Here is a 13,936-nt window from a genome sequence, read left to right on the forward strand (position 1 = left end):
CGATCTCTTCGCCCGCCTCACCCTGATCGTTCCCACGCTCTGCGTGGTAACGCATCCCGGGACGCTCCGCGTTCCATCTCCAATGCACCGCAAGATTCAAGGAAGAATCCCATGGGCCGCAGCCGCTACACCATTACCGAAACCGACAAACCGCATTTTCTGACCTGTACGATCATGGAATGGTTACCGCTGTTCATCCGCCCATACATCGTCGACCACCTGCTCAACTGCTGGCGTTATCAACAGACTCATCACGATCTGAAACTGTACGGCTACGTGATCCTGGAAAACCATCTTCACTTCGTCGCCCAGGCACCCGACCTGAGTAAATGCCTCAGTCAGTTCAAATCTTTCACCGCTCGACAGATTATTGATGACCTGCAAAGCAAAGGCGCTGATAAAGCACTGCAACGGCTTCGCTTCAGCAAACGCGCACACAAACAGGATCGGGTGTACCAGCTGTGGCAGGAAGGCTCCCACGCAGAGATGGTTTACAGCGAATCGGTCATGCGACAGAAGCTTGAATACATTCACAACAACCCGGTCAAACGTGGGTATGTGGATTTGCCGGAGCATTGGCGTTATTCGAGCGCAAGCAACTACGTGGGAATGCCGGGACTGATTGAGGTTCAGTGCTGGTACTGATAAGGGACGCTGAGCGTCCCGGGCTGCATTCCCACGCGGAGCGTGGGAACGATCAATGGCGGAGACAGTGTTACCTGATCCGCTTGGTCTACATTGTCTGTCGAGCCTCCGCTCACATAACAATAAGCAGGAGCATCGGCATGTCGTTACAAGGCAAAACCCTGTTCATCACCGGCGCCAGCCGTGGCATCGGCCGTGAGATTGCGCTGCGGGCCGCCAGGGACGGGGCCAATATCGTCATTGCGGCGAAGAGCGCCGAAGCCCATCCGAAATTACCCGGCACCATCCACAGCGTCGCCGCCGAAGTCAAAGCGGCGGGCGGCCAAGCGTTGGCATTGCAGGTGGATGTGCGCGATGAAGACGCCGTGCGCCAGGCGCTGGCCCAGGCCAACGAACATTTCGGCGGTATCGATGCACTGGTGAACAACGCCGGAGCGATCAAACTGACCGGCGTGCAACACATCGAACTCAAGCGTTTCGACCTGATGCACCAGATCAACACCCGCGCCGTGCTGCTGTGCAGCCAGGCTGCCCTGCCCTATCTGAAAAAATCCGCCGGGCACATTCTCAATGTGTCGCCGCCGCTGAACCTGGCGAGCAAGTGGTTTGCGCAATACAGCCCCTACACCGTGACCAAGTACGGCATGAGCATGCTGACAGTAGGCATGAGCGAGGAGTTCGCCAGTTACGGGATCAGCGTCAATTCGCTGTGGCCGCAGACGATGATTGCCACGGCGGCGATCGAGTTTCAGCTGGGTAATCGCGAGTCGTTCAAGCATGCGCGCCTGCCTGCGATCATGGCGGATGCGGCGCATGTGATTTTGAATAGCGGCCAGCGGCAGATCACTGGGCGGCTGTTGATAGATGAGGAAGTTTTGCGCGAAAGCGGCGTGACTGAGTTCGATCAGTACCGCTTTGAACCGGGCAGCAACGCCGCTCTGATGCCCGACCTGTTCGTCGATTGAAATACCTTACCCTGTAGGAGTGAGCCTGCTCGCGATGAGGCCGGAACATTCAACGAAGATGTTGACTGATCTAACGCTATCGCGAGCAGGCTCACTCCTACAAGGGAATTGAGGCGCCTGTCAGAATTCGATGCGCACGTCGCCTTTAGGCACGCTGCAGCAAGACAGAATGTACCCCTCGGCCTCATCGTCCTCGGTAATCCCGCCGTTGTGCTCCATCTCCACTTCGCCGCCCAGTTTCATCACCTTGCACGTGCCGCAAATCCCCATGCCGCAGGCTTTCGGAATCATCAGGCCAAGCTTGGCTGCCGCCGCATGCACGGTCTCACCTGGGGCCACGCGGATGCTCTTGCCGGAGGCGGTGAATTCCACCTGATGCAGATCCGCCGCGTCGATTTCCGGCGCATCGGCGGCCTGCTCGGCTTGTTCCACCGCATCGGCGCGGGCTTCCGGTGGCGTGGCGCCGAAGGATTCCTCGTGGTAGCGGCTCATGTCGTAACCGGCGACTTCGAGCAGGCGCTTGACCGCGTTCATGTACGGCGTAGGGCCGCAGCAGAACACTTCGCGCTCGAGGAAGTCCGGCACCATCAATTCGAGCATCTTGTGATTGAGGTAGCCGCGATAGCCGGCCCACGGCTCGCCCAGCCCGTGTTTCTCGCAGATCAGGTGCAGGCTGAAGTTGTCGATCCGCGACGCCATGTGTTCCAGTTCGCGGTGATAAATGATGTCTTTCGGCGAGCGCGCGCTGTGGATAAAGGTCATGTCGACGTTGGCGTTGGTGTCGTAGAACCAGCGCGCCATCGACATGCACGGCGTGATGCCGACGCCGCCGCTCAGATAGAGCACTTTCGGACTGGGGAAATCGATGGCATTGAACAGCCCGACCGGCCCGTGTACCGCCAGCTCCTGCCCTTCATGAAGGGTGTCGTGCAACCAGTTGGAAACCTTGCCGCCCGGCACGCGCTTGATGGTCACCGAGAAGCTGTAGGGCACCGACGGCGAACTGGAAATGGTGTACGAACGCATGATCGGCTGGCCTTCGATCTCCAGCTCCAGGGTCACGAACTGCCCGGGCTTGAAGAAGAACAGGATCGGCTGGTCGGCCATGAAGCAGAAGGTGCGCACGTCCCAGGTTTCCTGGATGACTTTGACGCACCGGACGATGTGTCGGCCATTGGCCCAGGTCTGGGTGGTGACCGGATTCAGGAAGCTGTTGGACATGCTGTTCTCCACGGCCGACTGTCGGCCTTCATGTGGCGATTCTGCGTATAGCGCAGACCGTCCGTTTACCTATCCGCGACATCGGCATACTTATCGCGACCAGCCCCCAATCACCGGGGGTTGCGCGTCGGGAACAGATTGCACCATGTCGCCCATGGATAAGGTTCCGCCCAGCGCCGGCCCCACACTCGCCTCACACCAAGACGAATTCTTTACACCTTGCGTAGCAACCGTTAGCAGCACACCTGATCAGCCACTTTTCGCCGGCCACGCAGATGGCCATGAGGATCACATCGATGGACGTCACCGCAAAAATCAGCCTGGGCGATCCGCTGGAACCCGCACGCAAGGCCACCGCACAAATGCTCCAGGAGCGCGAGCGCACGTTTTCGCTGCCGCAACCGTTCTACAGCGACGAGCGGTTGTTCGATATCGACATGCAGGAGATCTTCCAGAAAGAGTGGTTGATCGCCGGCATGACCTGCGAGATCCCGGCCAAAGGCAACTACCTGACGCTGCAGATCGGCAAGAACCCGATCATCGTCATCCGTGGCGCCGAAGGCGTGGTGCATGCGTTTCACAACGTCTGCCGCCACCGTGGCTCGCGTCTGTGCACCAGTGAAAAAGGCAAGGTCGCCAAACTGGTCTGCCACTACCACCAGTGGACGTACGAGCTGGACGGTCGCCTGCTGTTCGCCGGCACCGAAATGGGTGCCGACTTCGACATGAAGCAGTACGGCCTGAAACCGGTGCACGTGAAGACCGCCGGCGGCTACATCTTCATCAGCCTGGCCGAGAACCCGCCGGCCATCGATGACTTCCTGTCGACGCTGAACCACTACATGGAACCGTACGACATGGAGAACACCAAGGTGGCGATCACCACCACCTTGATGGAAAAGGCCAACTGGAAACTGGTGCTGGAAAACAACCGCGAGTGCTACCACTGCAACGCGTCGCACCCGGAACTGCTGAAAACCCTGCTGGAATGGGACGACGTCACCGACCCGCGCGCCGATCAGGCGTTCAAGGATCACGTCGCCGCCTCCGCCGCCGCCTGGGAAGCCGAGAAGATCCCTTACGCCCACGCCAGTTTCGGCCTGCGTAACCGTATCGTGCGCATGCCGCTGCTCAAGGGCACCGTGTCGATGACCCTCGACGGCAAACAGGGCTGCGCGAAACTGATGGGCCGCATTAAAAACCCGGATCTGGGTTCGATGCGCATCCTGCACCTGCCGCACTCGTGGAACCACTGCATGGGCGACCACATCATCGTCTTCACCGTGTGGCCGATCAGCGCCCAGGAAACCATGGTCACCACCAAATGGCTGGTGCACAAGGACGCGGTCGAAGGTGTGGACTACGACGTCGAACGCATGCGCCAGGTATGGGACGCGACCAACGATCAGGACCGTCGACTGGCTGAAGAAAACCAGCGCGGGATCAACTCGACGGCTTACCAGCCTGGGCCGTACTCCAAGACCTATGAATTTGGCGTGGTCAACTTCGTCGATTGGTACAGCGAGCGCTTGCTGAGCAACCTCGGGGCCGAGCCTGCGCCGTACCTCAAAGGCGTCCCCGTCCAAGGCTGATGTCTTCTGCTTGATTGTTCCCACGCTCTGCGTGGGAATGCCTCAACGGACGCTCCGCGTTCGGCCTTTGGGACGCAGAGCGTCCCGGGCTGCACTCCCACGCGGAGCGTGGGAACGATCATCACAGCATCACTTCGATGACCACCTCACCGAGCCATCCTCGCCAATAAACTCCTCAAATATCTCCTCCCCCACCAACCGGATCTTCGCGTACCCGTTCAACACCCGCAGCGGATACTCCGGATCCTTCGCATCCAGCGTCTCCGACCACAACACCCGCGAATGCCCGTCCAGCTCGCTGGCATTGCCATAGGGAATCGCCCCGTGCCCGGCACAGCGCGCATGCAGGCCGCCCTGTTGCGCATAGACGATGCCGTTGTGCAGATGCCCCCAATACCAGTAATCCGGCTCGCGCCCCAACGCATCACACACCGGTTGATACAGCGCGGTCTTGTTGTGCCCGGTGATATCGAAGCCCTGATGGTGGCTGAGCACCATGATTTTCTTGCGTTTCGGCAGGCCTTTCATCCACGCGATCTGCGGCTCGTTCAAGGTGCCGTCCATGTACAGGTTCATCACATCAGAGGCGTACGCCGAGTCCAGCCCGACTATCAGCCAGTCATCGTTGATCAAGGCAAAATAACTGGTGCCCTGCTGCCCCGGAAAACGCGCGGCCAGTTCCTTGAAATAGCCGTGGGCGCCGCTGTACATCTCATGGTTTGAATTGAGCGTGAACGAGCCATGGCTGCCCATCGGCCAGCCGGCCATGTCGACGTCCTCCTGCGAGTGGCTGCCGGCGTAATACACGTCGCCCAGATGAATGGTGAAATCTGCCTGCGCCAGTTGCATCTGGTTGGCGACTGACACCGCCGGCGCGTGGCTGTCGAACGGCCCGGTGCCCCAGTCGCCGGCAATCGCCAGGGTCACGTCGCGATCCATCTGCACCACGGCCGGGTCAGTGCCGAAGGTTGCGTGATGATGTAGGTTTTCAATCCATTTGAGCAGCGCCTCGCTCCACAGCAGATCGAGCAACTCCCACTTGCGACAGCCGAGCAGGCTGCCGTCCTGCAGCACCCGGGTCGCCAGTTGATCCGGAGATTGCGGCAACGGCGTGGCATTGCCGATACGCAGGATCGACAAGCCGTGGGACAGCTCCCAAGGCACCGCCGGTTCGTCGTCCGGCAACTCGCCGTGCTTGAGCACGTACTGCGCCTGATCGTGACCGCGCTGGAGCAACTTGATGATGGCCTGAAACTCATCGGGTTCCAGTTCGCTGATGAGCTTCATCCAGGCCATTTCCATGCGTGTGAACAAGCCGTGAATGCGCAGTTTGACCTTGTCGTACTCGTGTTCCCAATGACTGACCAGTGACATGGCGTAATCCTCTATCCGTAAGGGCTCACAGGGTTTTCATGAATTCGATCAGCGCACGCTTGTCGTCGTCCGACAGTTGCGTGCCATACAGGTGACCGGTGTTGTGGTTGCCCTCCAGTCGGGTGTCGTACTTGAAGTCGGCCGAGGCCTTGGCCTGGGCACCCGTGGTGACGAAACCGACGTTGACCGGGTCGTAGACGTCGGAACCGGTGATGAACACCACCGGACGTTTTTCCGGCGGTTGCAGCAGGTCCCACAGGGTCGGCACCGAACCGTTGTGCAGGTAAGGCGCGCGCAGCCAGACGCCATCAGTCGGCGTGTTGCTGTAGCTCTGGGTCTTGCGATACGCACCGAAGTCGAACGGTGGCTTCTTGAAGGTGTGGAACGCCGTCACCAGACCGGTGGTGAACGAGTCCAGCCGATGTGGATCAGTGCCCAGTTGATCGATGTTGGTGGTGACCTGCCCGGTGTCGGCACGCCCGAAGTCGTGGCAAGCGGCGCAGTTGGCTTCCCAGAGCGGTTTGCCCTGAGCGACTTTCGCCTGATCCAGTGCCCACGGCCACGCGGGAGCCTTGTGCCCGAGCAGCCAGTTGGTCACGCGGTTGAAGCTCGGCGGCAGCACCGATTGCGGCGTCGCGCCCACGGCCATCGCGGCGGCGTAGTTGCGTTCGTGGATCTTGTTGTTATTGCCGTCCCAGTGCAGGTACATCGATTCCCGGGGTTTCTGGTTCCACACTTGCGGCAGGTCGACAGTGCCGATGGTCGAGTCATCCGGGAAGCCGAACACCACCATTTTCGTCGGGTTGAAGGTGTCGGTGCGACCCGGCCCCTGTTGCGGCCGCAGTTTCTGCCAGGCGTAGGCCTGCTTCTGCTTGAGCAAGGCGCTTTTCGCCATCGGGATGATCAGGTAGCGGTTGTAGAGTTTTTCGAAAAAGCCCAGCTGGAATTTGCTGTTGATCGCCGCCATCACCGCATCGGTGGTGAATTTCGGATCACTGGCGCAATCGTAGGCGTACCACTGGAAGGCCTGCAGTTGCAGGGTATTGGCCGGCGCGCTCGGCACATTCACTGCAACGTCACTGGCATTGGCCCGATAGGAGCCGGTGTGGCACAGCGCGCAATTCGGCTCGACGGTCGGATAGCCGATCTGCCGCTTGGCCATGCCGATCGGCAGGTCCTTGCCGTTCTCATAGAGGAAACCGAAGACTTCCCAGCCACCGGGTTTGGGCATTTTTTCCGGGCACATCTGCGGCAGCACGGCGAACAGGTAGTACGGAATCCGCGCTTCAATGCCCAGGCCGATGGCCGCGTATTTGTAGTGATCTTCGTCCGAGGCGTACGCCTGCTCCGGCACCACCCGCAGCATCTGGTACCAGGTCTCGTAACCGATGAAACCGAGCACTGCCAGCACCACCAGCGTCCCGACCTTGAAACCGTGGCTCTGCCATTGCCGCTTCCACGCCACGCGCCATTCGCGCCAGCCATCGCAGAGCAGCGCCCATGGCCTGTTCGCAGGCGTGGTACCGAGGTACAGCAAAATGCCGAGGATCAAAAAGAAGCTCAGATCACCCATCAACATTGGCACGAACACCGCGCCCTGGATGCTGGTATTGATCAGGTAGATCCAGAACACCACGGCAATCAGCCGCGTCAGTACGCACAGCCAGGAATGCACCACATAGCGCGGCGCGTTGAAGCCCGACGGCATGTAAAACACGCTGATGCCCACCAGCAGCATCCCGGCGTTTTCCAGCCATGGGTCGGAGAGTTGTGGCGGCAGACCGACCACCGATGTCAGCAACCCCGGCGCAAACAACGCAGGGATCGCGAACACCATGTTCATCGCAATGCCGATCCAGATGAAGCGTTGAAACCAGCGGATGTAGCTGTCCATATCAGTTCCCCAGATCGTTCCCACGCTCTGCGTGGGAATGCCGCCATGGACGCTCTGCGTCCGCTCTTGGGACGCAGAGCGTCCCGGGATGCATTCCCACGCAGAGCGTGGGAACGATCAGTGTCAGATGTTCTGGCGATCACCCTTCGGATCGAAGAACACCGAAGACACAATCTCCGCCTCGATCACGCTGCCATCGGCCAGCGGGGCAAATACTCGCTCGCCCATGCGCTTCAGACCGCCCTTGACCACACCCATGGCAAACGAATAACCAAGGGAGTTGTGCGCGTAACTGGAAGTCACGTGGCCAACCATGGTCATCGGGATCGCCTGCTTGGTGTTGAACACCAACTGCGCACCTTCCGGCAGCCAGACATTCGGATCGATCGGCTTCAAACCGACCAGTTGCTTACGCTGATCCTTCACGCAGTCTTCACGGTTCATGCCGCGCTGGCCGATCCACGAGAACGGTTTGGTGCGCCCCACACACCAGCCCATGTTCAGGTCGTCCGGAGTCATCGAGCCGTCGGTGTCCTGACCGACGATGATGAAACCCTTCTCGGCACGCAGTACGTGCATGGTTTCAGTGCCGTAAGGGGTCAGGTTGTATTGCTTGCCAGCCTCGACGATTTTCTCCAGCACACCCATCGCGTAGTCGGCCTGGACGTTGACTTCGTACGACAGCTCACCGGTGAACGAGATGCGGAACACCCGCGCCGGCACACCGCCGACCAGACCTTCTTTCCAGGTCATGAACGGAAACGCTTCGTTGCTCAGATCGATGTCGGTCACGGCGCTGAGCAGCTTGCGGCTGTTCGGCCCGGACAGGGTCATGGTCGCCCAGTGGTCGGTGACGGAGGTGAAGTACACCTTCATCTCCGGCCATTCGGTCTGGTGGTACAGCTCCAGCCATTGCAGCACGCGAGCCGCGCCGCCCGTGGTGGTGGTCATAACGAAATGGTTGTCGGCCAGACACGCCGTCACACCGTCGTCGAAGACCATGCCGTCTTCTTTGCACATCAGGCCGTAACGCGCCTTGCCCACGTCAAGCTTGGTCCAGGCGTTGGTGTACACACGGTTGAGGAACTCGCGGGCATCCGGGCCTTGAATGTCGATCTTGCCCAGGGTCGAGGCGTCGAGCAGGCCGACGCTGTCGCGTACGGCTTTGCATTCGCGCTTCACGGCCGCGTGCAGGTCTTCACCGTTTTTCGGGAAGTACCACGGACGTTTCCACTGGCCGACGTCTTCAAACTCGGCGCCGTTCTTCACATGCCAGGCATGCAGCGCGGTGTGACGCACCGGTTCGAAGATGTGCCCACAGTGACGACCGGCCACGGCGCCGAAAGTTACTGGCGTGTAGTTCGGGCGGAACATCGTGGTGCCCATCTGCGGGATGGTCACGTTCAGCGAACGAGCGGCAATCGCCAGGCCGTTGACGTTGCCGAGCTTGCCCTGATCGGTGCCGAAGCCCAGCGCGGTGTAGCGTTTGACGTGCTCGACCGATTCGAAACCTTCGCGGGTCGCCAGTTCGATGGCGGCGGCGGTGACGTCGTTCTGCAGGTCGACGAATTGCTTCGGCGCCCGTGCGGTGTTCTTTTCATGCGGCACCTGGAACAGCGCCAGCGTCGGTTCTTCGTGACGGCTCAGGGCTTTCGGCAGCACGCCTTCAACAGTCTGGAAACCGGCTTCAGCGGCAGCACGTACGCCGCCTTCAAAACCGTCAGCGAGCGAATCGCCGAGACCGTAAACGCCGTTGATGCCACCGACGCACACGCGTTTCTGCGGTGCTTCGCCCGGTACGAAACCGAGGATATCTTCACGCCAGGTCGGCTTGCCACCGAGGTGCGAAGCCAAGTGAACCACCGGGCTGTAACCGCCGGAACTGGCGATCACATCGCAGTCGAGCCATTCGCCAGGACTGGTCACAGCGTGCGCTTTGACATCGATCGCGGCAACGCGGGCAGCGGTGACACGCTTGCTGCCACGGGCTTCGATCACGGCGCTGCCAGTGAGGATGCGGATGCCTTTGGCGCGGGCTTCTTCCACCAGCGCACCACGCGGATTGCTACGGGCATCGGCGATGGCGACCACTTGCAGACTGGCGTCGAGCCAGTCCAGCGCCACACGATAGGCGTGATCGTTGTTGGTCGACAGCACGAGTTTCTTGCCCGGTGCTACGCCGTAGCGGCGCACGTAAGTCGACACCGCACCAGCCAGCATGTTGCCCGGCACGTCGTTGTTGCCGTAGACCAGCGGACGCTCGCAAGCACCGGTCGCCAACACGACACGCTTGGCGCGGACACGGTGAATGCGCTGACGCACCTGACCGATTGGCGCGCGGTCACCGAGGTGATCGGTGAGGCGTTCGTGAATGGTCAGGAAGTTGTGGTCGTGGTAACCGTTGACCGTGGCGCGCGGCAACAGCAGCACATCCGGAGTGTTCTTCAGTTCGGTGATGACGCTGGCTACCCATTCCATCGCCGGCTTGCCATCGAGGCTTTCACGGGAATCGAGCAGGCTGCCGCCGAACTCTTCCTGCTCATCGGCAAGAATCACTCGGGCACCGCTGCGCGCAGCGGCCAGTGCAGCGGCGAGACCGGCCGGCCCAGCGCCGACGATCAGCACGTCGCAGTGCTGGTTCATGTAGTCGTAGGTGTCCGGATCGACTTCAGTCGGCGAACGGCCCAGGCCGGCAGCCTTGCGAATGTACTTCTCGTAGGTCATCCAGAACGATTGCGGGTACATGAAGGTTTTGTAGTAGAAACCCGGCGGCATCAGCTTGCCGCCGACCTTGCCGAGAATGCCCATCATGTCGTTGTTGACGCTCGGCCAACCGTTGGTGCTGGTCGCAACCAGACCTTGATACAGCGCCTGTTGCGTGGCGCGCACGTTGGGAATCTGCGTAGCTTCGGTCGCGCCGATCTGCAGCACCGCGTTCGGCTCTTCGGCACCGGCGGCGAAAATCCCGCGAGGACGCGAATACTTGAAGCTGCGGCCAATGATGTCGACGCCGTTGGCGATCAGTGCGGCGGCCAGCGAGTCGCCCTCGAAGCCTTTGTAGCTCTGACCGTTGAAGGTGAAGCTCAGCACTTTGTTGCGGTCGATCCGTCCACCGTTGGACAGGCGATTGGTCTGGCTCATACCTTCTCTCCCAGCGCCGTCGTGGCTGTTTTCGCCGTATCAGCCTTGTCGGTGAATTGCGGCTTGGTGCCGATCTTGTAGGTTTCGAGAATCTCGTAGGTCACGGTGTCGCGGGTGACGTTGAAGTACTGGCGGCAACCGGCGACGTGATCCCACAACTCGTGGTGCAGACCGCGCGGGTTATCGCGGAAGAACATGTAGTCGCCCCACTCCTCGTCGGTGCAGGCGCCTGGATCCAGTGGGCGCGGGATATGCGCCTGACCGGATGCGTGGAATTCCTCTTCGGAGCGCAGTTCGCCGCAGTGAGGACAGAAGATATGCAACATGGGGATTTCTCCTGTTAGTGGGCGACGGCAGCAGCGCCGTGTTCGTCGATGAGTGCGCCGTTGTGGAAACGGTCGATGGAAAACGGTGCAGCCAATGGGTGCATTTCACCCTTGGCCAGGCTTGCGGCAAACACGTTGCCCGAGCCAGGTGTGGCCTTGAAGCCGCCGGTGCCCCAACCGCAGTTGAAGAACATGTTCGGTACCGGAGTTTTCGAAATGATCGGGCAAGCGTCCGGGGTGGTGTCGACGATACCGCCCCACTGGCGGTTCATGCGTACGCGGGACAACACCGGGAACATCTCGACGATGGCCTGAATGGTGTGCTCGATCACCGGGTACGAACCGCGCTGGCCGTAGCCGTTGTAGCCGTCGATACCGGCGCCGATCACCAGGTCGCCCTTGTCGGACTGGCTGATGTAACCGTGCACGGCGTTGGACATGATCACGCTGTCGATAATCGGTTTGATCGGCTCGGACACCAGCGCCTGCAGCGGGTGGGATTCGATCGGCAGACGGAAACCGGCGAGTTTGGCCATGTGCCCGGAGTTACCGGCGGTCACCACACCGACGCGCTTGGCGCCGATGAAGCCCTTGTTGGTTTCAACACCGATGCACACGCCGTTTTCCTTGCGGAAGCCGATCACTTCGGTCTGTTGGATCAAGTCCACACCGAGGGCGTCGGCGGCACGGGCAAAGCCCCAGGCCACGGCATCGTGACGGGCGACGCCACCGCGACGCTGAACAGTTGCGCCCATCACCGGGTAACGGGTGTTTTTCGAGCAGTCGAGGTACGGGATCTCGTCGGCCACTTGCTTGGCGTTGAGCAGTTCGCCGTCGACGCCGTTGAGGCGGTTGGCGCTGACCCGACGCTCGGAATCACGAATGTCCTGCAGGGTGTGGCACAGGTTGTAAACGCCACGCTGGGAGAACATCACGTTGTAGTTCAGGTCCTGCGACAGGCCTTCCCACAATTTCATCGCGTGTTCGTAGAGGTGCGCCGACTCGTCCCACAGGTAGTTGGAGCGCACGATGGTGGTGTTGCGCGCGGTGTTACCGCCGCCCAGCCAGCCCTTCTCGACCACGGCGACGTTGGTGATGCCGTGCTCTTTCGCCAGATAGTAGGCAGTCGCCAGACCGTGCCCGCCGCCGCCGACGATGACCACGTCGTAGACCTTCTTCGGCGTTGGCGTGCGCCACATGCGCTGCCAGTTTTCGTGGTGGCTGAGGGAGTGTTTGAAGAGGCCGAAGCCCGAATAGCGTTGCATAGTCATTTACTCCAAACCGCTCAGCGATAAACCGGGTAGTCGGCGCACAGTGCCGCGACGTTCTTGGCCACATTCGCTTCAACATCGGCGTCACCGAGGTTGTCGAGAATGTCGCAGATCCAGCCGGCCAGCACTTCGCACTGGGCGACCTTGAAGCCACGCGTGGTGACCGCCGGGGTGCCAATGCGCAGGCCCGAGGTCACGAACGGCGATTGCGGGTCGTTCGGCACGGCGTTCTTGTTGACGGTGATGTGCGCGCGGCCGAGGGCAGCGTCAGCCTCTTTGCCGGTCAGGCCCTGACGGATCAGGCTGACCAGGAACAGGTGGTTGTCGGTACCGCCGGACACTACATCGTAGCCACGTTTGATAAACACGCTGGCCATCGCCTTGGCGTTGTCGATCACTTGCTGCTGATAGGCCTTGAAGCCAGGCTCCAGCGCTTCCTTGAAGCACACCGCTTTGCCGGCGATCACGTGCATCAGCGGGCCGCCCTGGGCGCCGGGGAATACCGCAGCGTTGAGCTTCTTCTCGATCTCTTCGTTGGACTTGGCCAGGATCAAGCCGCCACGTGGACCGCGCAGGGTTTTGTGCGTGGTGGTGGTGACCACGTCGGCGTACGGCAGCGGGTTCGGATACAGACCAGCGGCAACCAGACCGGCCACGTGGGCCATGTCGACGAACAGCAGCGCACCGACCTTGTCGGCGATCTGGCGGAAGCGCGGGAAGTCCAGGGTCTTGGAATAGGCGGAGAAACCGGCAACGATCATCTTCGGCTTGCACTCGACGGCCAGACGCTCGACTTCGTCGTAATCGATCAGCCCGGTGTCGGTGTTGATCCCGTACTGCACCGCGTTGTACAGCTTGCCCGAGGACGACACTTTGGCGCCGTGGGTCAGGTGACCGCCGTGGGCCAGGCTCATGCCGAGGATGGTGTCGCCCGGCTGGATCAGCGCCAGGTACACGGCGCTGTTGGCCGACGAACCGGAGTGCGGCTGGACGTTGGCGTAATCGGCGCCGAACAGCTGCTTGGCGCGCTCGATGGCCAGCGCTTCGACTTTATCCACATGCTCGCAACCGCCGTAGTAGCGCTTGCCCGGATAACCCTCAGCGTATTTGTTGGTCAGGCCGCTGCCTTGCGCTTCCATCACGCGTTTGCTGGTGTAGTTTTCCGACGCGATCAGCTCGATGTGATCTTCCTGACGTTGCTCCTCGGCATTCATCGCCGCCAGCAGTGCATCGTCGTAACCCTGGATCTGGTCTTGCTTGCTGAACATCGCGTCTCTCCCGGCGGCGTCGGTGCGCCATTTTGTTTTGGTCAGGCCCGCCGCTTGCGACAGTGCCCTTTGATGCGATGGTATGACCGGCGCAGACAGCTCAAATGCCTACGGACGCCACGCAAAGGTGCGTTTACGACATGGTTCGAAATGGCTGGTCGAACGCATCCCTCGAATCCGTGGAGATCCCCTGTGGGAGATTCTATGGTTCATGCCTAGCCCCTAAACGGCTTTAGGTG

At 60.8% G+C, this 13,936-nt stretch carries 10 protein-coding genes; 3 read left to right on the forward strand and 7 right to left on the reverse strand.

Features of this window, described 5'->3' with window-relative positions:
* Positions 1 to 111: 111 nt before the first annotated feature.
* Complete coding sequence (locus PseAD21_RS28400; protein WP_102359030.1) at positions 112 to 645, forward strand: transposase; 534 nt, start codon at positions 112 to 114, stop codon at positions 643 to 645.
* A gap of 140 nt (positions 646 to 785) precedes the next feature.
* The gene (locus PseAD21_RS28405) at positions 786 to 1,610 is read left to right on the forward strand and encodes an NAD(P)-dependent oxidoreductase (RefSeq protein WP_102359031.1); all 825 of its coding nucleotides are present in this window, start codon (positions 786 to 788) and stop codon (positions 1,608 to 1,610) included.
* 120 nt (positions 1,611 to 1,730) lie between these two features.
* Here PseAD21_RS28405 and gbcB read toward each other — a convergent pair whose 3' ends face one another.
* Positions 1,731 to 2,831 carry a glycine-betaine demethylase subunit GbcB gene (gene gbcB / locus PseAD21_RS28415; protein ID WP_102359032.1) on the reverse strand — a complete coding sequence of 367 codons (1,101 nt, stop codon included), beginning with the start codon at positions 2,829 to 2,831 and terminating at the stop codon, positions 1,731 to 1,733.
* 296 nt (positions 2,832 to 3,127) lie between these two features.
* Between gbcB and gbcA the strand changes: the two genes are divergently transcribed.
* Positions 3,128 to 4,423, forward strand: coding sequence for a glycine-betaine demethylase subunit GbcA (gene gbcA, locus PseAD21_RS28425; protein WP_102359033.1), 1,296 nt, complete (start codon positions 3,128 to 3,130; stop codon positions 4,421 to 4,423).
* Between the two features lie 129 nt (positions 4,424 to 4,552).
* Here gbcA and PseAD21_RS28435 read toward each other — a convergent pair whose 3' ends face one another.
* The 6 genes from PseAD21_RS28435 to glyA all read right to left on the reverse strand — a co-directional run bounded on the left by PseAD21_RS28435 (position 4,553) and on the right by glyA (position 13,697).
* Complete coding sequence (locus PseAD21_RS28435; RefSeq protein WP_102359034.1) at positions 4,553 to 5,797, reverse strand: metallophosphoesterase; 1,245 nt, start codon at positions 5,795 to 5,797, stop codon at positions 4,553 to 4,555.
* A gap of 25 nt (positions 5,798 to 5,822) precedes the next feature.
* Complete coding sequence (locus PseAD21_RS28440) at positions 5,823 to 7,691, reverse strand: hypothetical protein (RefSeq protein WP_102359035.1); 1,869 nt, start codon at positions 7,689 to 7,691, stop codon at positions 5,823 to 5,825.
* A gap of 123 nt (positions 7,692 to 7,814) precedes the next feature.
* Complete coding sequence (locus PseAD21_RS28445; protein WP_102359036.1) at positions 7,815 to 10,832, reverse strand: sarcosine oxidase subunit alpha; 3,018 nt, start codon at positions 10,830 to 10,832, stop codon at positions 7,815 to 7,817.
* Positions 10,829 to 11,158 (reverse strand): sarcosine oxidase subunit delta, encoded by a 330-nt coding sequence (locus tag PseAD21_RS28450; RefSeq protein WP_016986286.1) that lies wholly within the window; start codon positions 11,156 to 11,158, stop codon positions 10,829 to 10,831. Before PseAD21_RS28450 ends, PseAD21_RS28445 begins: the two co-directional genes overlap by 4 nt.
* A 14-nt stretch (positions 11,159 to 11,172) precedes the next feature.
* Entirely contained in the window at positions 11,173 to 12,423 is a 1,251-nt protein-coding gene (locus PseAD21_RS28455; protein ID WP_003206307.1) for a sarcosine oxidase subunit beta, read from the reverse strand.
* A gap of 20 nt (positions 12,424 to 12,443) precedes the next feature.
* A complete protein-coding gene (gene glyA, locus PseAD21_RS28460; protein WP_102359037.1) occupies positions 12,444 to 13,697 on the reverse strand; it encodes a serine hydroxymethyltransferase in 1,254 nt (417 codons plus the stop codon).
* Positions 13,698 to 13,936 lie beyond the last annotated feature (239 nt).

Origin of the sequence: Pseudomonas sp. AD21 (genome assembly GCF_002878485.1) — a bacterium.
Classification (GTDB): Bacteria; Pseudomonadota; Gammaproteobacteria; order Pseudomonadales; family Pseudomonadaceae; genus Aquipseudomonas.